Source organism: Alkalihalobacterium sp. APHAB7 (assembly GCF_048323755.1).
In the GTDB taxonomy this organism is placed as follows: Bacteria; Bacillota; Bacilli; order Bacillales; family Bacillaceae_F; genus Alkalihalobacterium.
The window spans coordinates 1-21,861 of sequence record NZ_JBLWFS010000010.1 but is presented as its reverse complement, the minus strand read 5'-3'; the positions used below and the strand labels follow the sequence as shown (position 1 = coordinate 21,861).

Here is a 21,861-nt window from a genome sequence, read left to right as displayed (position 1 = left end):
CTCCAATTATTATGCATTCATCCTAGTAGTCTTATATCGATCATGATAATCATTATCAATATCAACAAAAATTAGTATATAACTGAAGTGTTTAATTGTAAAGAGGAATTAAAAGTATTTTAATAATAAAAATCATTCTCACTTAGAGGGATTTTGTGTTACTATACTTAGTATACAAAATCGCTTAGATCAAAGGTCTAATAGTTGGAGGAATATGGAATGAAGGCATCCATTCAGACAAATAAGTTATCGATTGGCTATCACGATCGAACACTTTTTGAAAACTTAAACTTGACAATACCACATGGGGAAATTTCTGTTTTTGTTGGAAGTAACGGTTGTGGTAAATCAACACTCCTTCGTTCAATTGCACGCTTATTAAAACCCACAAATGGTTCTGTTTTACTTGATGGAAAAGACGTCCATCGCATGTCTTCTCGTCAAGTAGCTAAAAAGATGGGGATTTTACCGCAGTCGCCTATTTCACCAGAAGGCTTAACCGTTCATGACTTAGTGAAACAAGGACGTTACCCTCACCAATCATGGTTAAATCGATGGTCAGACGAAGATGCATTGAAAGTAGAAGAAGCAATGACGGCAACTGGTGTTGCTGACCTTCGAGATCGGCCAGTAGATGAGCTTTCAGGGGGACAAAGACAGCGGGCTTGGATTGCGATGACGCTTGCGCAAGATACAGAAGTCATTTTATTAGATGAACCGACCACTTATCTTGATATGACTCACCAAATTGAAATATTGGATCTCCTTTTTGAACTTAATGAGAAACACAACCGGACCATTGTTATGGTGTTGCATGATATTAATTTAGCTTCCCGTTATGCGCACAATATTATTGCGATTAAAGACGGAACTGTACATGATCAAGGAACCCCTGAGCGCATTATTACCTGTGAATTAGTTCGTGCTGTTTTTGGAATGGAATGCCAAGTTGCAACAGACCCAATTTTCGGTACACCCCATTGCATTCCGTTTGGGCGTGGACGATGTGTCTTACCAAACAATAATGGAGCAGCAAAAAGTGTGTAATCTTGAGAAGATCAAACATTATCAAGTACATGTTGTTGATCAAGCTACTGAGATGATGACCATTACAGATAGTATGGCTGAAAGACACAACGTCTTAATATAAACAATAATGCAAAAAAACGAAACTCCAAATCAAGCTGTAGCAACATCGATTTTCTTGCGTCGATATGGCTTGTTTATAAGGCGATGTTCGCTCAATTTTTAAGAGGCCATACGGTTCAGGAAGCTCAAATTGAATTTAAACGAGTGATGTGTTGCTTATATAAAGAATTGCCAATAATGTACGCATGTCCGTATTGTCCACTTCACCATTAAAACTAGCAAATAAATCTTTAGAAGTCCGACTTCACCATCAATAGAAGTCGGACTAATTTTTATTTAAATATCTAGCTTGCTTTTATACAATTATACTACTTATGCTTCTCCTCATAATTCACAACAAAAGGTGTCAGTAAGAAACCTACACAAGCAATAGCTAAACCGGAAGCCATTGTTAGAAAAGCATTCGTAAAAGGCGTTAAAACAAACATAAAAATAATAAGTGGAACAGTCGTCAAAAGAGTGACTAAAAACCTTGAGAACCATGTGATTTGATGATTAGCGCCACAGTGCTCACACGTTGTCATACTATAAGACATATTCGCCTTTAAGATTTGACTCCACTTCAATCGAGTGTAACAATTTTTACACTTTGGCATTTACAGCACCTCTCATTGGTCAGACCTAGTAAACTAGTTTTGTTACTAAAAAAATATATACGAAATGCAGAAGAAACGAAAACTATATCTTTTCTTTTATTCTATGAATCACTGTGTGATAAAACGACTCAGGATGAGAAACGAAATGATCTTTTCCCACTTGTCGTTTGATTAAAATTTGGCTTCTATCGTTATTAACTTCAAAACCACTTACCATAATGGTTTCAACTTCACCATACCACAGATTACAAAAATCGTTAAAATCGGCTTTAAACATCCCTGCAACTTCTTCCACTTGGAGCGTAAATTTATCAAAGCTCTTGTCACTAAGATGTAGAAACACATTTGCTAATTCCTTATCAATAAAATGATCTTTCGTTACACAATAATCAATAACACCTAAGGAAATTAAATCGTCTATCGTTACATCAATGCCTAGTTCTTCTTTAACCTCTCTCACTCCATCAACAACCGTTTCATTCGCTAACAAATGTCCTGCGGCTGTAATGTCTAACAGGTTCGGGTAGTCCTTTTTATCCTTACTACGAAGTTGCAAATAGACAAAAGTTTCAGCTTCTTCTTTGCTAACAAGCCAATAATGGAACACTTCATGCCAGTATCCATTTTTATGTACGTCTTCTCGGCTGGCTTCACCAATTACTACTCGATCTTCATTAAATATCTTTAGTTGTTCTCTTTTCATTCTTTCCTCCATCAGTCTCTTTATAGAAACGATTCTTTACTCCTTATCATCTATTCCTCTTTAATATTGAGTATACGTAAGCGTCGTGCGGCGCACCACTTTGATACATATAGTCTCTTAAAATACCCTCATTTTCAAAACCAAATTTCCTCAATAATTGATTAGATGCTTCATTAGAAAAGTTTGCATAAATAGCCGCCGCGTCCTCTTTTGTAATCTCCCGTAAAACTAGTCTCTTTGTCTCAAATATTGGAAACATATCATCCCTCTTTTAAAATAACTCCTATATTCTTTAAAAGATCATAATTTGGTAAAATTTGATAATCTCATTTTATCACAGCTTCCCTACTAAATTTGAGAAAAATAAAAAAATCGTCCGTCATAAGCATTATTGACGATCGATTTTTCCAAATAAGACAAGTTTCATTAACTGGGATGACACCCGTTTTTTCATTATATACTGGTTTATTCTAGGATGACCCTTTCCCCCTTTTCTCCACACTCTCAATCGTTTCTCCGTCAGGAATGGTAAACAATCGGCTCTTCGGTTCATGAATCGACTGCGAAGGCCATAGACCGTGATGTCCTGACACGATATAACTAGTGAGACAGGCCACAAAAAAGTATTCTACCCCTTTATCCCCAAACATCTCAAGACTTAAAAGAAACGCTGCAATCGGCACATTCGCTCCCGCACAAAAAGTCGAGATCATCCCAAGTGCCGCTAAGAAAGACAACGGTAAATCCATAAATGGATATAAGGCATTGCCTAGCGTTGCTCCCATAAAAAATAGCGGGATCGCTTCTCCTCCTACAAAACCCATCCCCATCGTAACGGCGGTAAACACCAGCTTTGCAATAAATGCATACGGCGGTACTTCTTCTGTGAAAGACTGTTCTAACATGTCTAAGCTTCGCCCATTGTATTCTTGTGTTCCAAGGATTAAAGTTAAGATGACAATAATAATTCCACCAACAAACGCTCGTTTCATATGATTTTTATTAAAAAAGTTCTCAGATATCCGTTGAAGTCCATGACGCAATTGGCAATATAACACACTCAGGAGGCTAAAAAGAACCGCAAGAAAAATAACTTTTCCAAACGTCATTAATGATAATTCAGGAATATTTTGAACTACAAATAATTCATGTTTGACATCCCAAGCAAATTCCGTAATGTAGTGGCCGACAAAACTAGCCGTCAGACAAGGAACAAAGGCTTCGTACTTCATCTTCCCTAAAGCGACCATTTCCATACCGAATACAGCACCGGTAATCGGTGTTCCAAAGGCTGCTCCAAATCCCGCACTAATCCCACTCATAAGAATGATTTTGGTATCGAGTAAATTCACTTTAAAAAACTGGTTTACAGCTTCTGCCACACTTCCACCCATTTGGATCGCTGCACCTTCTCTTCCAGTTGACCCACCAAAAATAACCGTAATAAACGTGCCTAAATAAACGATCGGTCCCATTCGCCGTAAAACTCTTGCGATACCGTGAACTCCTTCAATGACAAGGTTATTTCCTTTCGCAGCATCATTTCCAGATTCCTTCCCAAAATGCATATACATATAGCCAATGACTAAGCCCCCTATCGGTAAAAAATAAATGAGCCAAGCATTGTCCTTACGTGTATTTCCTAGAAATTCATTTGTTGTTAAAAGTAAAGCCGTTGTCGTTCCAATAACCACACCAACGACCCCGCCCCAAAATATCCATTTAAAAAGTGTCGTAAACAATGTTTTATACTTATATTTAGCATTCAATGTCATCGGCCTCTTTTCAAAAGATGTGCAAATCAATTCATGTTTGTCTAAATTAATATAAATAACAAACACGTAAAGGACGCACGATTCCCACTGTATATTTTTTACAAAACACCACCAATCATGTATTTTATTTACAATCATTTTTTTTACGTTAAAACGAATCCATTCAAACCATGGGGCAATCCATTATTTACATATATCAAAGTAGGTCTTTATCTTCCCCATTCCATACATTATTCTTAAATAAGAAATACACCTTGTATAATTTAGCTTGTAGAACATTATTGATAGGTTAGGAGGGAGATTAACCATGTGGTTTTCTTTAGAAGATATCCGAGAAATGTCAGACCAAGAAATCAAAAGTCATTATTATGCCATGATTAACCAGTCCCGACACGAATTTAATGAAAAACAAAAGATTGAACGTTACCTAGAAAGTCCGTTGCTGATGTGTTGCTTTATGGTGCTTTTGTTGATGATGGCCTTTATTTTTTTATTTTTTATTTGGATTGCACCAAAAGAAGGGTTTCAGCTATTCCTTTTCTTTGGGACACCGTTATTCATCCTTCTCTTCACTACGCGACACTATAGAAAAAAGTGGTTACAGAAAAAACAAAAGATTAACCTATTACACCACCAACTAGATGACTTTAGAGCAAAACTAGAAAAAGCACGCAAAGAAATACCAGCCTACCCTTTCACGGGAACTTCTAGCTATTATCCTTATGAGAAATTCGATAGTTATCCATTTGATGAATACTCCTAGGTTAGGAATTGGTGTGATCCAGTTTTATGGTCTAAATGGAAAGTATGCAAAAAAACGCTCAGACAAAATCTGAGCGCCTCTCGAATTACGGTTTTTATTTAACCCATAGCCTTACGAGAATGCCTAAAGCTTAATGCCATTCCAGTGAGTTGATAAAGTAATCTAACCTCTGAAAATAGACTCCTCCATTATAATCTTCTCGGTCTGCATGCTTATGTTTATAATACCATTGACCTGATTGTTCAAACAGTTGAAAATGGCCATCCATAAATTCTTCATCCATGTGACTTACATAAGCGTAGTGTCTAGACGCACCCCCACCTAAATCTTCTTCATAAGCAAGATCAATATTAAACGCATCAAACATTATTTCTTTTCCCTGGTCAATCTTGAAGCTTTCTTTCAGTTTACCAAACGAATAAAAACTATTGTTCGAAACACCTGGCTCGGTAAACCTCCATTCGGTAAAGTGTTGATGTTCAATTTTTTCTACATCGGTACTACGAGGAAGATAGCCTGTCATTTTAAGTTCCTCAACTTCAAACAGTTTCATATCCACCTGCTCATAACCCATAGCACCAACCATCAGCACGACACTTTTTTCCAATGAACGTCCATATTCAGGATGGGGCGCCCCGACTGTACCTGGAATCGTAAATGGTGTATCTACCGTTAAATTAGTTAAAAAGATCCAAGATAAATTCGAGCTGTCCCAATTATCTAACGGGAATTCTGCAGTATAAATAAACGGATATCCAAATAATTGGGAAGCATAAAGCTCAATAAAACGTCCAGCTTCCTCATCGATATACACAGATATCCGGGCATTTTCTATCTCAAAAGGAAACACCTCTTTGTGAGGAAAACTAACCCGATTATTAAACCTCAATTCCTCAATTAATACTTCTGGAGCAAGTGTGATTTGATCCATATGTTCAAACTGAGAAGTTACTTTTTGAATCTCATCATTGAATTGATCTTTACTCACTGTCTCATTAAAAAGCAAAAGCTTCATACTTTCGGAATTCTGTCCTGTCATATTGACCGAATGCACACCATCTTCTCGTTTTTCAGTTACTGTCCAGCTACTAGGAAGTTTAGCAGTAAATGTATTATTGAATATAGGGTAGCCTCCCATCCTATTTAAATCATCATGATCAAAAGACGGTCGATCTAAAACCGCTTCTACTGAAAAATCACTTTCAATGGCCGGCTTCTGTACTACAAGATGTTCTTCAGGCTGGATTTCTCTACTTTCACCGCCTCCAATGATTATATCCCTTTCATCTAGTGGTTTCTCATCTTGTAAAAATGTAGTATTGAATATTAGTAGTCCAGCAATCCCGGCGGCAGCAACAGTAGCAGTACTTCCAATGACGAGTTGGTGAAGCTTTTGTCGCTTTTGAATCGTTTTTTGTAAGTCACCGGCTTCTTTTAGCCCGTCTTGAAAGGCATGAAGACTTTTTTCACGTGCAGCTTTAGGTGCTTTCATCCTCTCCTTATGTTTCATAATATACGAAAGCTCTTCGTCCCTCTGTTTTCGCTCATTCATCTGCTGCTCACCCCCAAATTAATTTGTTCAAAAAGGGCCTTCCTAGCGCGGTGCTGCATCGACTAAACAGCAAGAGTAGATTTCCCCATAATTTCTGCGGTTTCTTTTATAGAAAAGTCTTCAATAAATCTTAAGTGCAGAACCGTTTGATAATGGCTCGGCAACTGATCAATGGTTTCAAGAACTTCATTCATATGTACATTCCGCAGATAGATATCTTCTGCAGATTCATTCTTTCCCCCGAAATCTTCCATCTTGTCATGATCCATAGCAACGGACTGACGTTCTTTATTTTTCTTACGGTAATAATCAATCACGACATTTCGAGCAATTTTGAAAATCCACGTTTTAAATGAGGATTTTCCTTCAAATCGTTCGAGTTGCCTCGCAGCCTTAAAGAAAACATCCTGCAACAGCTCCTCTGTATCGTGATAGCTATTCGTCTGTATGTAAATATAATGGAAAATACGATCGACATATCGGTCGTGCAGTTCCTGAATAGCTAGTTGATCACCTGCAAGAATCTCACGTATGAGTTCGTGATCGTTCATGTCTTCATCCCCCTATTCATCTGTCGTAATTATAGACGAATAGTTTAAAGAAAGGATGCTTTAATTCCATTTTTTATAAAAATCTATCTATTATTAGTAGACAATATAAAGAGTAAGGGAGTTACCGGGGTTATTTAACGTTAAATGGAAAAACTTATTAAACAAATAAGTGTTTGGGGTGCTAGTGAGCAAAATTTTAGGAGAATCCATTACAATCTACCACTTTCATGTGCACTTCCGGAAAAATCTAGGAGAACTCACTAACCAATCTACCGCTTTCTTGTGCGTTCGAGGAAAGATCTAGGTGATTCCACTAACCAATCTACCGCTTTCTTGTACGTTCGAGGAAAGATCTAGGAGAATTCACTAACCAATCTGCCACTTTGGTGTGCACTCGAGGAATGTTAGGTGATTCCGTTAAACAATCCAACGCTTTGGTGTTCACTTGAGGAATTTTTTAGGTGAATCCATTAACCATTGTATCGGTTTACTGCCCTCTCACTAAAAACCGATTAACAAACCAGTCCCACACGCCGAGCTCAACACATGATTTTTTCTACCGTGTGCTCTATAAATCAAACAAAAAGGCTGAATTCACCCCATACAAACAAAGGAATTCAGCCTCATTATATGTTTTGAAACTTTAAAAATAGATAGTCTTTTCTATCCCTTATGGTAATAGCACCGCATCAATTACATGGATCACACCATTTGAAGCTTCAATGTCTGGTTTAACGACATTTGCTTTATTGACTTGAACTGGATCAAGTGTAATCGTTACTTCTTTTTCCGCCAACGTTTTGACCTTCATTCCATCTTTTAGATCACCAGACATCACTTTACCAGGAACGACATGATATAAAAGGATTTCAGCAAGATCTTTTCGTGCTAATAACTCTTCTGCCGTTACACCTAATTCTTTTAATAGTTTTTCAAATGCTGCATCTGTTGGGGCGAATACAGTGAACGGCCCTTTTCCTTTTAGCGTCTCAACTAGACCTGCTTTCTCTAAGGCAGCAGCCAACGTATTGAAATCACCTGCTTGTACTGCTGTATCCACAATATCCTTCTTAGCTCCGGGGTTTTCTGCAGCTAATACTCCTGCTGAAAATGACATAATCATCATGAAAACCAATGCAGCTATCGCAAACTTTTTCTTATTCATTCATCCAACCTCCACTTTTTTTATTTTTGCTCTTACACAATGAAATAAAACAACACATTCATCCTGTACTTTTGTAGTCGCCACACCCCCGTATGTATGCTCTATGGTAGTATTCGTTGGTTTGGTTTTTTTATCCTAACTTGTATATTTAAAATAGAAAATTTTTCAAAGTGTGTTCTTCATCCATCCTAAAAACAAAAAAAGAGGCACGAACCGCCATTCGTTCGCACCCCTTTGTCCAAATTATTCTATCGCTAACTCTAATTTCTCAATCCAACTTCTCTAGCTTCTGTTTTATTTAGAAACTCCACAAACTCATCAGCAGTTAACGGTTTCGCCAAATGATACCCTTGGACTTCATCACAATTCATTGTCTTTAATACCTCAATATGGTCCCCTGTTTCTACCCCTTCAGCAATAACCTTAAGGTTTAAACCGTGACCAATATCGATCATTGATTTTGTCAATTTTTGATCATCTTCGTTTTCTAAAAGGTCTTTAATAAACGCACGATCAATTTTTAACACGTCAATTGGAAATAGTTTTAAATAACTTAACGAAGAATAGCCTGTTCCAAAATCATCAATCGACACATGAATGTAACGCTGTTTAATTTCTTCTAAAATTGGTTTTACTACCGTTGGGTTTTGGAAAACACTTTCTGTTAATTCAATTTCTAAATACTTAGGGTCTAATTTGGTTTCCTCCAGGATTCGATCAATTGTAGAAAGTAAATATTCTTTATTACTAAACTGTTTAGCTGATATATTTACGGAAACAATGAGCGGTTCGAAACCTTGCATTTGCAACCTTTTATTATGTTTACAAGCCTCTAAAAGAACCCATTCGCCAATTGGATAGATTAAACCTGTTTTTTCTGCTAACGGAATAAATTTAAAAGGTGAAATCATTCCTAGCTTAGGGTGGCTCCAACGAATAAGAGCTTCCATGCCGGTAATTTTTCCTGTTTTTATATCTTGTTTTGGTTGATACGTAAGGAAAAATTCTTCGTTCTCGATCGCAACTCTTAAATAATTTTCCAATACATATTCTTCTTCAAAGTCTTTATTCATGTCTTCTTGATAATACACATACTGCATATCATCATGTTCTTTCGCTTGAAACATCGCTGCTTCCGCATGTTGCATTAACGTTATAAAGTCCTTGCCGTCATTCGGGTACCGGCTCACACCGATCGAAACTTCTAGGTAAAAGGTATAACCATTAACCTCAAATGGTTGAAGAAACTGTTGATGAATTTCTTCTATTTTTTTATTAATTTCTATTGGATCTGCAATGTTTGGTAAATAAATCGTAAACTTATCACCATATTGTCTAGAGACCATTCCTTGATCCTTGATGGATTGTTGTAGCCGTTTAGCAATTTCAATTAAAGTTAAGTTCCCTAAACTAAACCCTCTCGCATGGTTAATATTTTTAAACCGAGCAACATCTAAACGAAGGATAGTCGCTTGTTTCATATTTAATTGAATATCACTAGTTACACTTGACTCTAACTTGTTATCGTTTGGCAAACTAGTGAGTTGATCGTAATATGCAAGCGAATAGATCTCTTCATCTGCCTCTTTTTGTTTCGTAATATCGGTTTGTAAACCTAGGAAATTGACTAATTTTTCATTCTCATAGACAGGTGAAATGCTTAAATAATTCCAAAACGTGTTGCCATCTTTGCGATAATTTAAGATTTCAACAGAAAAGGCTTCTTCCTTTTCTATGCCCTCTCTAATTCGTCGTATAGCCTCAAGAGAAGTTTTCTCACCTTGTAACGGGCTTGATTTGCGCCCAATCACTTCTTCTGCTTTATATCCTGTTAATTTTTCAAAGCCGGCATTTACAAACGTTATAGGGTTGTTCGGTTGTTGAGGATCCGTGATGACGACACCTATATCCAAATTATTAATAGCTGTTGCTAGTTGATTGTTTTTCTTCATTGAATGTTTTAAATCTTCTTGAATACGTATATTGTGGTCGAGGTTTTCTTCATAACTACTAGCAAGTTGATTAAACGAATCACCAATCGTTTTTAATTCGTCTTTAGTATTTACTTGAATTCTCGTCCCTAACTCCCCTTTAATCCAACGAGCAGTTCCATTTTGTAATACTTGAAGGGTTTGAACCACTGAAATAAATGCTCCACCGAATAAAAGGTAAATTAATAAAATGGAGAAAAGAAATAATAGTAAAAGTAAGAACTGACCTTGTTTATAGGACTTGTTAGCTTCTTGTAAATGCTCAATTAATATAAAATTTCCTTTTTCATATAATAGAAAACCACTATTAATAGCTGTAGTTGCTAGTTCAAATACCATTTCTGGATCCTTTGATCGAAATTCATGACTTTTAAGCTGATCAAGAAACACTTTGGTTTGTTCACTGAATTGCTCCTTTTGGTTTAATAGGACATGTTCTTCATTTAAATCTTGAAGATAATACGCCTTCATATCCAAATTATCGAGAAGGATTTGTACACTTCCAACCATCTCTAACAACTGATGGTGCTGCATTTCGGTTAATGGGGCTGCTTGTAACGTTAGCTGTGTAGAAAAAGCACGTAATTGTCCGATTTGTTCTGTGCTTAATAGTAAGTCTTCATTAATGGTAATACTTAAACGATTCATTTGAGGGTCTGGATTTAAATAAATTTGCGCATCATTTACGATCGTTGCAATCATCTTTAACAGATTTGAATTCATTTCAGTATGACCTTCAAAACTTTTTAGGACATTCGTTTCGTGATGAACATCTTCCCATTGCTTCTTAAGCAAGTTCCACTTAGTAATGTCTACAAACCTTTTCCAATCTTTTTCAATTTGTTGATCAATTTCCATTATTTTTGCGTCAACCAACTGCTTTTGGTCATATACCGGATCACTAAATTGCTCATAGCCTCTTAAATAGGACTGTTTTAACCCACGATGTGTTTGATTATGGCGTAAAAGTTCCGCAAAATGTTGCAATGAAATTAATGCCTGTTGCTCTATTTCGTTCTGAGTGATTTTCTTGTTAATATCCGTTGATAAAACATATATACTAACGACCATCGGGACGGAAAAAGCAATAAAAAATAATAGAAACTTTTTTGAAAACGAAACACGTCCCATCATGTTCACAATCCACTTTGGTACCAATTTCCAAATCATAGACTACTACTTAAGCACTTACTTAATAGCAAGCACTTAAATCCACCCCCTATTTATATAAAACCCGTTCCATCACTTAGGAATTTACTCCTAACAATCTGTTTAGGTTCATTAATAGTTGTCGTATCTTAACCACAAAAAAAAGCAAACCAAAACAAGGTTCACCTCTAGCGTCAGTATGTTCATTGCTTTCACTATTGGACATCACAATTTGGGTCTGCTCTGAGGTGTCTTTTGTCCTATTAATCTTTCTTTATATTACCATATAGGTTATGAATTTAATAGATTGAATATTTTTTAAATCTAATGGTAATTTCCAATTGGATATAACTAAGAATAGAAAAAAGGACGAACAATTTCCGTTCATCCTTTTTCTACTTCTAGTGTTCATTGCCTATTGGATAAACACACCTAGTCAACGATCTACACACATTCATCGTAAAGCTTCTAACACCTAGAGATTCTTTCTACCACTATACTCATTTGCAATTAATTCGTAAGAACGAATTCGCTCTTCATAAGAATGGGTAATCGTGACAATCATGATTTCATCTGCAGCGTATATCAATTGTAATTCCATTAACTGCTCTTTGACATCTTGAGGGTTACCGATGATCATTTTTTGTTTCATTTTTGAGGTCACCGTTAATTCCTCGTCTGTAAAGGTGTAGTTCTTAGCTTCCTCTATTGAAGGGACACCCTCTTTACCTTCACCTTTTCCTAGTTGAATTTTCCAGAGTAATGAACTTGTTGCTAGTTCTTCTGCTTTTCCTGTTGTTTCAGCACATACGACAGATACCGCAATGATCGTTTGTGGCTTTTTTAAGGTGCGTCTTGCTTTAAAATGATCAACATACGATTTCACAATTTCAGGGCCCTCGTTATCACTCATGAAATGACCAAATGCGTAGGCTACTCCTTGATCCGCTGCTAGCTTCGCACTTTTTCCACTGGTTCCTAATATCCATGGTTGCGGTGGTGTAGTCGGAAGAGGTGCTGCAGAAATGTTTGCATACATATGATCATCCGGAAAATCATGATGTAAAAACTGAAACAACTCTTGTACAGACTCAGGTAATTTGTACACTTGTTGCAGAAAATTATTGGAAAGTGCCATCGTGACTTCAGCTGAACCACCAGGTGCTCGGCCGATCCCTAAATCCATTCGTCCTGGATACAGTGTTGCTAGCATATTAAAAACTTCAGCTACTTTATACGGTTTATAGTGCGGAAGTAAAATAGCCCCTGCACCAATCCGAATATTAGATGTGTTTGCACCAATAGCAGCTAACATGACTTCAGGTGCTGAACAAGAAAGGCCCGAGAAATCGTGATGCTCGGCAATCCAGTATCTTTTGTAACCAAATGCCTCTCCAGCTTGTGCTAATTTTATCGATGCTTGTAAAGCCTCACCCGCTGTTTTACCAGAAGAGATCGGTGCTTGGTCTAATATACTTAAGTTCATCTTCACTTTCGTCTCCAACTCACGATATACTCGATATTTTCATCGGGAACTTGTATTGCCGGCTCTTCTACTTGCCATTCACCATTAATATCTAATTCCTTACACGCTAGCTCAAACTGACACATCGCGATTCCCATATCTAACAGCTGCATATCGTAGCCTAATTTACTACTATAATTCGGTGTATGTTCAATGTAAAAATGACACGTTTTTCGATCTTCCGTTAACACTAGACGCCATGGTTGTTTATTAGAGGCAGAAGGACCGATACGTACCATTTCAATCGGTGTTTCAAGATCGCCAGCTTGATTTTTCGTTAAGGGTTTCTCAAATGAAACATTATAGAAAAGCTTTTCCCACACTTTTTTATTATCTGCTTTTACTACATAACGCAGTGCTTTATCAAACATTCGCTGTTTCTCTTTCGGGTATCCTATTGGAGTTACACAAGGAATGAAATGTCCATCATTTATTGAAATCTCTTTTTCAAATGAATTTCGGTTAAACGTTCCACCCATCCAACAAGTGCCTAGTTCTAGTTCCGTCAAGTATAAGACGAGGCGGTGAAACGTATACCCAAAATCGACGAGTGCGTACTTATTGTTTTCCGATACCCCGACAATATAAGCAGTTGGATTTTTAATAAACCCATAGGTTCCAAGCTTAATTCCTTTGTCTGTCACATTATTCGTAACATGAACCAATTGTATGTTTCCTTGTTTTCCAAAAGGACCGATGAATGGCTTTTCATCGGTCATGTATTTTTCAATTTTTTGAAGGTGAGTTTCTGATATGTTCCGGGTTTCATACGTTCGAACGGACTGACGTTTCTTCATCGTTTCAATGACAGATTGTTGGAAACTCATAACAACCTCCTAGTTTTTCGGTTTAATTTCACCATCTTCAATCAGTACATCATATGAAATGTCTTCTAAGTATTGATAGATTCTATTTCGATAAGCTTGTCCTTTATCAACAATCACATCGTTATCGATATAAAAAGGATTAAACCTCATTTTTACTTGTTCATCCTCAATGATTATGCTTAATAATCCAGTATCTGCAGTCGGGCCAGTAATGTAGTCAGGAAACAGGAAATTCCCTAGAGAATAGGCGATCGGCTTCCCGTCATAAAATTCAAACCCTTGAAGTACGTGAGGGTGCGCACCAATGACAGCATCAGCACCGGCATCAATCATCTTCCTTGCATAATCTCGTTGATAATTTTCCGGTCGATTCGCACGCTCAATTCCCCAATGCATATACACTAAAACATAATCAGTATCTACTTTTTCTTTTTCTATAATATCTATGACTCTTTCTTCCTGATACCCGCTGGCAATTCCGGGTTTTGTTTCTGTAGCATACCAGGAAACATCAGGTAATACTCTTGAAAACGCTAAGAACGTTACTTTTTGATCATTTAAGACGACTGTATGTGACGCATAAGCTTCCTCGCTATTTTTACCAGCACCAACGAAATCAATACCATATTCTCTCAAGTATTTTATCGTATCTAGTAAACCTTCTTCTCGATAATCCATCGTATGGTTGTTTGCTAAAGAGACTAAGTCGAAGCCAGCGTTTACTAACCCTTCAAGCTTTATAGGATTCGCTTTAAAGTTATATTGTTTTCCAAACGAGTTGGTACTAGTCGTTATAGCTGTCTCTAGATTGGCGACGGCGTAATCCGCTTTATGGATATCCTCTTTGACGTTTTGAAATGGATAATCGACGCCTTTCGTATTGATCGTATTTTTTAACGACCATTCCATCATCACATCACCTACGAATATAATCTCAATAGGATCTAACTCTTTTTGTAAAAATGCTGGTACAGCTTCTTCATTTAGCGGCCTTTCTATGCCCATTCCATCTGATTTAGAAGCTAAATCTTTTGATTGTTTTTCCCCCGTTGTTGTTTCACTACACCCAGCTAAAAATAATATTATAATAAGTCCAAGTAGCTTTTTCACTCATTTCCCCCTCACTTTTCCCCACTTAATAATTATATATATCTATTACTTTCATCATATCATTACAGATACATTCTAGATAAGTAAAAATATTGTTTTTTAGTAGGTTTTATAAAAATCTCACAGGCAACTTTTTTTATTTTTTTGCTCGATCATTGGACAAAATCTAGTAAGTTCTAGTTCTTTTTGTGCTGCTTTTTATACCTATTTATAATTTTCAAAAATTTCCCCTCTATCTATTATCCTAGAAACGGAATATGATTAGCTTATATTTTGCTAGATTACATTTAGGGGGACCTCCATGAAAAGGCTGTTTGCTTGTTTTATCGTAGTTTTACTCGTACTCATGTCTTTACCAATTCATTCTATATACGCTTCTGGACAAGCCATTCAGCAACCAACTGTTACCGTTAAGTTGGTGAACTATTTAGGCAATGTTATTAACCTTTCCATCAAGTTTTCAGGAAACTACCGCTTAAATAATGAAGGTACTGTTGAAAGTGGAAAAACCTATCAATTACGTCTAGAAAACGGAAGAATATCTATGTTTGATGGTACTCACCGTATGCACAGTCTTACTGAACTCACTTTCACACCGGTTCAATATAATGAACAACATCTAGTTAGAATTAATAACCGTCCCTACCTGGGAACAGTACGCTTTGTTATAGAAGGAGCTTTCATTCGTCCAATCAACACTCTGCCCGTTGAAGATTATTTAAAAGGTGTGGTTCCTTCTGAAATGCCGGCTTCTTGGAATGTCGAAGCCTTAAAAGCTCAAGCTGTTGCAGCGAGAACCTACGTTATGTCCCAAGGTCCTAAAGTGATCGACGATACGATTAACTATCAAGTATATGCAGGTTACGCTTGGCACACGAATAGCACAAGAGCTGTAAATGAAACGAGTGGACAAACCCTCACTCATAACGGTCGACTTATTTCAGCTGTCTATTCATCTAGTAATGGCGGGATTACTGAATCAAACGGGAATGTTTGGGGCGGAACGAATTTACCCTATCTTCCTATAAAAGCAGATCCTTATGACTCGATTGCACCGTGGAATTTTACCATTAATAAAAATCAAATCGACCTTACGAATCGAGATCTTAGAAATCCGCAATTGTGGTGGTCAACGGCAAGAGAACGAGATACAACGATACCGAATAACATTAAAACCTGGCTATATCAAAATGGTTATCCAAATACGGAAATAAAAATTGTATCGATCCCTACGTTTAAATTTTCGGATCAAAAGACAACAGGTGGTCGTGTACGTCAAGGAGACATTACGGTAAACTTCTTAGTCCGCTCATTAGCTACCAATGATTTTGTTCGAAATACCGACGGAACCATTAGGCTGCATACCGTTGAGCTTAAAAACACGACGGCACAACGTATGAGAGCCATGATTGGGATAAATTTAGTTCGCAGTTACCTAGTAGATTCTGTTGTTGAAAACGATACGTCTATCATCGTAAATGGACGAGGTTTCGGCCATGCTGTTGGTATGAGCCAATGGGGTGCAAAAGGAATGGCAGACAGTGGATTTAGAGTAAATGATATTCTACAATTTTATTACCCTGGTACTACACTAACTTCATTTATTCAATATGCACCAGCTAATACTGAAGCTGTAACTCCAATTCAACCGGTGAGTCAGCCCGTTAGCCCGAGTCAACCATCTCCGGCTCCAGATTCTCAAGTGACTCCAGAAGTGAAGCCGATTGAAATTAGTCAAGCTCGAGCAGAATACGATGCTAGACACGATCAAGTCGTAGTTCGCTATACATTGAATCAAGATGCTTTAGTTACGATCACCGTTAGAGACGCGAATCATCGGGTCATCGCTACGTTAATCCGAGATGTGAACCGAAAAGCTGGAGATCTTGCTCAATTTTGGACCGTTGGATCTCATCCAAATGGGACGTATTCATTTACAATTGAAGCAAAAGGAGCGGAAAATCAAACCGTATCTGCACAAGTACAGCAATCGGTTCAAAAAGTAGTTTCTCAACCTGTAACTAGCCAACCGACAATTCAACAGCCTGCAGTGCAACCGGTCGCGAGTCAACCAACAACTCAGGAACCTGCAATTCAACCTGTTGCGAGTCAACCAGCAATTCAGCAACCGACGACTCAACAGCCCGCACCATCGCCAACGCCTCAGTCTGTGCAAGTGGCTCGCGTAGGTACTCAAGTAACCGCGAGAGTCAATGTCAATGCTGCGAATATCCGCAGAAGCGCAACAACAAGTTCTGCTATTGTCGGAACCGCTCGATTAGGTCAAAATGTTAATATCCTTGGACGTTCAGGTGACTTCTATCAAATCCAAATAGGTAAAACTCGAGGATTTATTCATGTCAACTTGCTCACACTCAATCAAACGTTAGCAGCTAACGATCAAACTGCCGTGGTTATTAATGGTAGAGTTGCCAATGTTCAAGGAAATCCAGTTGCCCGAAATAAAACAGTGTACATTCCGCTTAAAGGCGCAGTAGAGAATTTAAAAATGTCTTACAGCTGGAACAAATCGACGAACAATATTACCGTTAGAGATCCAAAAACAACACTCAACATGAAAGTGAGCAGTAAGCAAGTAAAAGTCAATTCAAGGAACATTCGACTTACAAATCATCCTGAAGTCTTGCACTCTAGGGTTTATGTATCCATTAGAACATTGAATGAGACTCTTTCGATGAGATCCCATTGGGATACAAGAAATAGAGTAGTTTGGATTAGCAGGTAGTCGACGTCTTATGTATTTACGTTACTGTTGGGAATTTTTACTACATTTTGAGTATATGTCCATCACTTTCTACAAATAGTAGTACTGTATAAAGAAACCCAACAGGAGGTGCCCAAATGGACGCACAACGCGCACAAGAAATTTCTTCTTCACAAAACATGAAAACAGTTACTTACAATGGTCAACAAGTTTACATTGAACATGTCGATCAAGATAATGAAATGGCAACTGTTCATCCAATGGATGATCCGAATCAAAAAATGAGCGTTTCTGTTCAAAATTTATCAGAACAGTAATTGTGAAAAACAGCTTGAAAAGTGCGCTACTTTTCAAGCTGTTTCTTTTTTGTCGTTATCTAGGTGATCGCCCTGCCACTCCCACAAACGTAACATAGGCTATTATGTATTCTTTGCATAACAAAACTTAGAGGAGTTGCTGCCTTCATGAATTATTACCCTTATTCTCCCGCAAATGTCCAACATCCGACGAATTATTATGGTCCGTATTATCAAAACCACTATGCATCACAAGCACAAGGAGAACAAACAGAACTATCGATGACGAGACAACAACCGGACCTTCAACAACAAGTCAATCAACTGACGAGACAAAACCAAGAACAAGCAGCCGAATTAACTCGACAAAATGAAGAAATTGGCCGCATTAACAATGAAATTAACCGGATCAATGAAGAAATTCGCCGAATTAATGGAGAGATTACTCGTCTAAATCGTAATGATGAACTGCATACAGATCGTTTAAATCGTCTAAATCAAAGGGTGCGGACGATTGAGCGAAACTTAAACATTCCAGTTACACCTGCTACCGACGGATTTTAATGAAAAATGCAGCAGCGCCCCTATGGAGATGCTGCATTTTTCTTACACTATGTTTCCTCTTTTGACCAGCACTTTTCACTAATTATTAGAGCCATTTTAAATTAAGAAATTCGCTTTGATTGTTCCACTAATTCATGTAATTTATTCTTACAAGTGATCTCCCTATCTTTATCTTGAGATTTCATCGCTTCATGTAATTCCATTAACAAATAGTTAATTTCTAACTCAATCATTCTTTCTTTCGTTTCATTAGGGATGGGCGCTGCTAATGTTTTCTGACTCTCTTCTGTTCTACGATTTTGGATCATTTGAATGTCATGTTCTCTTTTTTCTAATCTTCTCTTTTTTCGTTCGTATACATTCTCAATGCCCATCATCTTTTTTCGTGATTCAAACAATAATTCATTAAAAGCAATGGAGAAGGTTCTCTCACTCGTTACTAGTTCCTCTATCGATAAGCGTAATAAATCTTTTTCTTCTTTAAATGGAAGCTGATAATGTTTGTCTCCATGAATAATTAGCGTTTTATATCCTTCGTTTGTTACCCACTCATATGGATAGGCTTGCTCTATTTTTTCTAAGAAAGATTGTACTAAATTTTTATTCATATCCACTTGAATATTTGTAAAACGTCCAACAAAACTCATAAGATCACCTCTATGTCTTTTATGTCGTTATCCTTCATATCGATACCATACTGACAAATGACAAGGAAATACTAAGCTGAATTTAGTTTAGTTTTCTTAATATTATAATAATTTATGAGGTTGGACTTGTCCATATACTAAATTTTGCTACCTTACATCACTGTCCAAGAACGATGTAATCGAGATCACATACCTTTTAGGTCTCATTAGTAAAATCAATAATTCTTATATAGTTACCTGAGTTATCTTGGTAGATCGCATATCTTCCTGGTGGTATATCAATTGGCTCTTTAACAAATTCGAGTTTATCTTTATTTTCTTTAAAAAATGTATCTACACTATCAACTAAGAAAACTCCGCCAGCTGATAAATCCTGTTCATCATCTTCAATCAATAGTTTCACATCTGAACCAGGCAAGCTTAATGCCACAGTATGCTCACCTTCTCGCCACGCCTCTTCAAAGCCTAGTGTATCAAGATAAAATGTAAGAGATTTATTAAGATCTTTAACGGGGTGATACAAAAATACTAGTTTCACGTTATTAAATTCCTCCTTTATTTTTGCTCTAGGATGCACCCTGCTCGCTTTTGGTTATGGTTTCTCCTAGTTCTTCCTCTAATATGCAGAAATCTATGCTTTTAGTTTCGATATTCTCCTACGTTTTTCCTCTAATGGTGCACGAACCATTTGATTTTACTAGTTTTTTAGTAAAAGGGCACTTTATAGTATCCCTTGCTATTCATTAGTTTCCTGACACTACTCCAATCGGAACTTCCTCACCATTTCTAAAGGTACGAAGTTTTTCATAATCTCTATCTTTGTTTACTTTATAGACCACTTGGTGTTTTAAGGTTTGGTCTGAGTAATCATCTGTTTCTTCTTCATTAAAGTAAATGAGTAAACTTTCATCAGCAGCATCGACACTAAATCATGTAAAATGAATGGCCTGCTCACCTTCCATAACATTTTTTCCATTTAACATCACGTAAATCACTTCTTTTCCATCCATGTAAAGATGGATCCCATTTTCATCCTCTACACTTTTAAAAAAGGTAATGATACCTCTTTTTACATTTTTTATCTCAATTTCAGAAAAAGTTAAATTCGAATTACAGCCAGCCAAGAAGAAAACAAAGACGAGCATTAACAGTAATTTTTTCATTTCACTCCTACCTTTTATTTGGTTAATTTAATTTTTCGTATGTAAAACTTAATGGAGGTACTTATCTCATTTCGATAGCACCTCCACCTCATATGTCATGTTATATTATATCGTTGCGTTGATAAGTGCTCTTTAAAACTCAATCAATCTTAAACTCTTTCGTTACCTTGTAAGAAGCGCCGTCCATTGGTGTCATCCAAACGGAAAGAAAGTACTTTCCTGGATCTAGCTCTAACTCATTTAAATCGATCATGTATTCAAGTTTTTCGCCTTCTGTTAGTTCTTCTTCACCTAAAGCTTGAAGAAACATCGACACACTAGAAAATAAAAACAATTCTTCGCCTTCTTCCGTCATAACCGTATAATCGAATCGTTGTGAACTTGAGAATTCCATCGTAACAGCCTTCTCTGATTGGTTCATTACTTCATAGTTGAAAGTCAGAGGAGTTTCTTCAACAAGACGTGTGGCCATCCCGCCTTCTATTACTTCACTTGCTCCATGACTTGAGTCCTGATTTGCTTTTTCACTACCTAATCCACACCCCGTCAGCATTATTCCCATTACTAGTAAACCGGCAACTAACTTTTTCATCAAACTTCCCCCTTGTTTGTATCTATCTTATTTGACGTTTTAAAAGAAAAAAAGTTTCATGAAATTTTTAAGCTAGTCCACTTTTTTAAAAGAATAGGAGAATATCCCCTATTCAATAAACTCAGCTTAATAGAAAAGCAGGTGAAATGAGCAATTTTCTTGTTAAGGGAATGAAAAAAGGTCATTCCCTAAATATAAATATAGGTTCTATCTAAAGGAAACTGCAGTTTATTTTCAACTTTTGCGATTTTATTTTTAACTTTCTATGAAATATTTTCAACTTCTATCGTTTTATTTTTAACTTTTATCGTTTTATTTTCAACTTCACCTCGTTTATCGATTTCTCGACCTATTCAGCCAAAGTTCGACACGTACTCCCCCGCGGCACCCGCTTTTTCAGGCTTCCCTCTCATGTCAAGAGCACCGGCATTCTCTCATCATACTGTTCGTGAATGTTGGATCAATAAAGTACTTATCAAATTTCATGAACTCACCATGATTCCACCATTTACGTGCAGCACTTGGCCAGTTACATACTTCGAATCATCTGAAGCTAAGTATACATAGGATGGTGCTAATTCAAACGGCTGCCCTGGACGTTTGAAAGGGACATCGGTTCCAAACGTTTTGACTTCTTCTGCCGAGAAAGAAGATGGGATGAGCGGTGTCCAAATCGGACCTGGAGCCACTGCGTTCACACGAATGTTTTGTTCAGCTAGATTTTGAGAAAGTGATCTTGTAAAGGCTACTACTGCCCCTTTGGATGAAGTATAATCGATTAAAGTTTCGTGTCCCTCATAAGGAACAACCGATGTCGTATTAATGATGCTATCTCCTTCTTGTAAATAAGGAAGGGCATATTTCGTCATAAAAAAAAACGAGTGGATATTCTAATGTGTACCCTTTGTAAAGGACATTTTAAAAAAGCCTAAGCGGTTTTAAGAAGATGATCTCTGTATTGAACAGGGGTCATCTTTTTCATATTCCATTGGTATCTAAAATGGTTATAGTATGTCAT

At 37.1% G+C, this 21,861-nt stretch carries 21 protein-coding genes and 1 pseudogene; 5 read left to right on the top strand and 17 right to left on the bottom strand.

The window, feature by feature from the left end; translation table 11 throughout:
* Positions 1–219 precede the first annotated feature (219 nt).
* Entirely contained in the window at positions 220–1,047 is an 828-nt protein-coding gene (locus tag ACNSTQ_RS11805) for an ABC transporter ATP-binding protein (protein ID WP_418200017.1), read from the top strand.
* Positions 1,048–1,457: 410 nt separating this feature from the next.
* Here ACNSTQ_RS11805 and ACNSTQ_RS11800 read toward each other — a convergent pair whose 3' ends face one another.
* The 4 genes from ACNSTQ_RS11800 to ACNSTQ_RS11785 all read right to left on the bottom strand — a co-directional run bounded on the left by ACNSTQ_RS11800 (position 1,458) and on the right by ACNSTQ_RS11785 (position 4,217).
* The gene (locus ACNSTQ_RS11800) at positions 1,458–1,745 is read right to left on the bottom strand and encodes a TIGR04104 family putative zinc finger protein (protein WP_418200016.1); all 288 of its coding nucleotides are present in this window, start codon (positions 1,743–1,745) and stop codon (positions 1,458–1,460) included.
* 82 nt (positions 1,746–1,827) lie between these two features.
* The gene (locus tag ACNSTQ_RS11795) at positions 1,828–2,448 is read right to left on the bottom strand and encodes an NUDIX hydrolase (RefSeq protein WP_418200015.1); all 621 of its coding nucleotides are present in this window, start codon (positions 2,446–2,448) and stop codon (positions 1,828–1,830) included.
* A gap of 46 nt (positions 2,449–2,494) precedes the next feature.
* Complete coding sequence (locus ACNSTQ_RS11790; protein ID WP_418200014.1) at positions 2,495–2,707, bottom strand: GNAT family N-acetyltransferase; 213 nt, start codon at positions 2,705–2,707, stop codon at positions 2,495–2,497.
* A gap of 211 nt (positions 2,708–2,918) precedes the next feature.
* Positions 2,919–4,217 carry a chloride channel protein gene (locus tag ACNSTQ_RS11785; protein WP_418200013.1) on the bottom strand — a complete coding sequence of 433 codons (1,299 nt, stop codon included), beginning with the start codon at positions 4,215–4,217 and terminating at the stop codon, positions 2,919–2,921.
* Positions 4,218–4,530: 313 nt separating this feature from the next.
* Here ACNSTQ_RS11785 and ACNSTQ_RS11780 point away from each other — a divergent pair, with 313 nt between their 5' ends.
* Positions 4,531–4,986 (top strand): hypothetical protein, encoded by a 456-nt coding sequence (locus ACNSTQ_RS11780; RefSeq protein ID WP_418200012.1) that lies wholly within the window; start codon positions 4,531–4,533, stop codon positions 4,984–4,986.
* Positions 4,987–5,116: 130 nt separating this feature from the next.
* Here ACNSTQ_RS11780 and ACNSTQ_RS11775 read toward each other — a convergent pair whose 3' ends face one another.
* From ACNSTQ_RS11775 to ACNSTQ_RS11745, 7 genes are all read right to left on the bottom strand, one after another.
* Entirely contained in the window at positions 5,117–6,538 is a 1,422-nt protein-coding gene (locus ACNSTQ_RS11775; RefSeq protein ID WP_418200011.1) for a hypothetical protein, read from the bottom strand.
* A gap of 62 nt (positions 6,539–6,600) precedes the next feature.
* A complete protein-coding gene (locus ACNSTQ_RS11770; RefSeq protein WP_418200010.1) occupies positions 6,601–7,089 on the bottom strand; it encodes an RNA polymerase sigma factor in 489 nt (162 codons plus the stop codon).
* Between the two features lie 670 nt (positions 7,090–7,759).
* The gene (locus tag ACNSTQ_RS11765) at positions 7,760–8,254 is read right to left on the bottom strand and encodes a fasciclin domain-containing protein (RefSeq protein WP_418200009.1); all 495 of its coding nucleotides are present in this window, start codon (positions 8,252–8,254) and stop codon (positions 7,760–7,762) included.
* 260 nt (positions 8,255–8,514) lie between these two features.
* Entirely contained in the window at positions 8,515–11,415 is a 2,901-nt protein-coding gene (locus tag ACNSTQ_RS11760) for an EAL domain-containing protein (protein ID WP_418200008.1), read from the bottom strand.
* Between the two features lie 454 nt (positions 11,416–11,869).
* Positions 11,870–12,880, bottom strand: a complete 1,011-nt coding sequence (locus ACNSTQ_RS11755; RefSeq protein ID WP_418200140.1) for an LLM class flavin-dependent oxidoreductase — start codon at positions 12,878–12,880, stop codon at positions 11,870–11,872.
* A 2-nt stretch (positions 12,881–12,882) separates the two neighbouring features.
* Positions 12,883–13,746, bottom strand: a complete 864-nt coding sequence (locus tag ACNSTQ_RS11750) for a nitroreductase family protein (RefSeq protein WP_418200007.1) — start codon at positions 13,744–13,746, stop codon at positions 12,883–12,885.
* Positions 13,747–13,755: 9 nt separating this feature from the next.
* The gene (locus ACNSTQ_RS11745) at positions 13,756–14,856 is read right to left on the bottom strand and encodes a CapA family protein (protein WP_418200006.1); all 1,101 of its coding nucleotides are present in this window, start codon (positions 14,854–14,856) and stop codon (positions 13,756–13,758) included.
* 301 nt (positions 14,857–15,157) lie between these two features.
* On the opposite strand from ACNSTQ_RS11745, the gene ACNSTQ_RS11740 reads away from it, so the two are divergent.
* From ACNSTQ_RS11740 to ACNSTQ_RS11730, 3 genes are all read left to right on the top strand, one after another.
* Complete coding sequence (locus ACNSTQ_RS11740; protein ID WP_418200005.1) at positions 15,158–17,602, top strand: SpoIID/LytB domain-containing protein; 2,445 nt, start codon at positions 15,158–15,160, stop codon at positions 17,600–17,602.
* 116 nt (positions 17,603–17,718) lie between these two features.
* Complete coding sequence (locus ACNSTQ_RS11735; protein WP_418200004.1) at positions 17,719–17,898, top strand: H-type small acid-soluble spore protein; 180 nt, start codon at positions 17,719–17,721, stop codon at positions 17,896–17,898.
* Between the two features lie 147 nt (positions 17,899–18,045).
* On the top strand, positions 18,046–18,441 hold the full coding sequence (locus ACNSTQ_RS11730; protein ID WP_418200003.1) for a hypothetical protein: 396 nt from the start codon (positions 18,046–18,048) through the stop codon (positions 18,439–18,441).
* 101 nt (positions 18,442–18,542) lie between these two features.
* Here ACNSTQ_RS11730 and ACNSTQ_RS11725 read toward each other — a convergent pair whose 3' ends face one another.
* The 6 genes and pseudogenes from ACNSTQ_RS11725 to ACNSTQ_RS11700 form a co-directional block, all read right to left on the bottom strand.
* Complete coding sequence (locus ACNSTQ_RS11725) at positions 18,543–19,088, bottom strand: hypothetical protein (RefSeq protein ID WP_418200002.1); 546 nt, start codon at positions 19,086–19,088, stop codon at positions 18,543–18,545.
* Positions 19,089–19,284: 196 nt separating this feature from the next.
* Positions 19,285–19,626, bottom strand: a complete 342-nt coding sequence (locus tag ACNSTQ_RS11720) for a VOC family protein (protein ID WP_418200001.1) — start codon at positions 19,624–19,626, stop codon at positions 19,285–19,287.
* A gap of 391 nt (positions 19,627–20,017) precedes the next feature.
* Complete coding sequence (locus tag ACNSTQ_RS11715) at positions 20,018–20,251, bottom strand: lipoprotein (protein WP_418200000.1); 234 nt, start codon at positions 20,249–20,251, stop codon at positions 20,018–20,020.
* A 139-nt stretch (positions 20,252–20,390) separates the two neighbouring features.
* Positions 20,391–20,843, bottom strand: a complete 453-nt coding sequence (locus ACNSTQ_RS11710) for a BsuPI-related putative proteinase inhibitor (protein WP_418199999.1) — start codon at positions 20,841–20,843, stop codon at positions 20,391–20,393.
* Between the two features lie 482 nt (positions 20,844–21,325).
* Positions 21,326–21,733 (bottom strand): annotated as a pseudogene (locus tag ACNSTQ_RS11705) (SDR family oxidoreductase); the annotation flags it as partial.
* 38 nt (positions 21,734–21,771) lie between these two features.
* A partial coding sequence (locus tag ACNSTQ_RS11700; protein ID WP_418200139.1) for an IS3 family transposase occupies positions 21,772–21,861 on the bottom strand: 90 nt, incomplete at its 5' end.

Coding starts and splice junctions, on each gene's coding strand:
- ACNSTQ_RS11805 (WP_418200017.1), top strand. CDS start 220: ATGAAGGCATCCATTCAGACAAATAAGTTATCGATTGGCTATCACGAT.
- ACNSTQ_RS11800 (WP_418200016.1), bottom strand. CDS start 1,745: ATGCCAAAGTGTAAAAATTGTTACACTCGATTGAAGTGGAGTCAAATC.
- ACNSTQ_RS11795 (WP_418200015.1), bottom strand. CDS start 2,448: ATGAAAAGAGAACAACTAAAGATATTTAATGAAGATCGAGTAGTAATT.
- ACNSTQ_RS11790 (WP_418200014.1), bottom strand. CDS start 2,707: ATGTTTCCAATATTTGAGACAAAGAGACTAGTTTTACGGGAGATTACA.
- ACNSTQ_RS11780 (WP_418200012.1), top strand. CDS start 4,531: ATGTGGTTTTCTTTAGAAGATATCCGAGAAATGTCAGACCAAGAAATC.
- ACNSTQ_RS11775 (WP_418200011.1), bottom strand. CDS start 6,538: ATGAATGAGCGAAAACAGAGGGACGAAGAGCTTTCGTATATTATGAAA.
- ACNSTQ_RS11770 (WP_418200010.1), bottom strand. CDS start 7,089: ATGAACGATCACGAACTCATACGTGAGATTCTTGCAGGTGATCAACTA.
- ACNSTQ_RS11765 (WP_418200009.1), bottom strand. CDS start 8,254: ATGAATAAGAAAAAGTTTGCGATAGCTGCATTGGTTTTCATGATGATT.
- ACNSTQ_RS11760 (WP_418200008.1), bottom strand. CDS start 11,415: ATGATTTGGAAATTGGTACCAAAGTGGATTGTGAACATGATGGGACGT.
- ACNSTQ_RS11755 (WP_418200140.1), bottom strand. CDS start 12,880: ATGAACTTAAGTATATTAGACCAAGCACCGATCTCTTCTGGTAAAACA.
- ACNSTQ_RS11750 (WP_418200007.1), bottom strand. CDS start 13,746: ATGAGTTTCCAACAATCTGTCATTGAAACGATGAAGAAACGTCAGTCC.
- ACNSTQ_RS11740 (WP_418200005.1), top strand. CDS start 15,158: ATGAAAAGGCTGTTTGCTTGTTTTATCGTAGTTTTACTCGTACTCATG.
- ACNSTQ_RS11735 (WP_418200004.1), top strand. CDS start 17,719: ATGGACGCACAACGCGCACAAGAAATTTCTTCTTCACAAAACATGAAA.
- ACNSTQ_RS11730 (WP_418200003.1), top strand. CDS start 18,046: ATGAATTATTACCCTTATTCTCCCGCAAATGTCCAACATCCGACGAAT.
- ACNSTQ_RS11725 (WP_418200002.1), bottom strand. CDS start 19,088: ATGAGTTTTGTTGGACGTTTTACAAATATTCAAGTGGATATGAATAAA.
- ACNSTQ_RS11715 (WP_418200000.1), bottom strand. CDS start 20,251: ATGAAAAAATTACTGTTAATGCTCGTCTTTGTTTTCTTCTTGGCTGGC.
- ACNSTQ_RS11710 (WP_418199999.1), bottom strand. CDS start 20,843: ATGAAAAAGTTAGTTGCCGGTTTACTAGTAATGGGAATAATGCTGACG.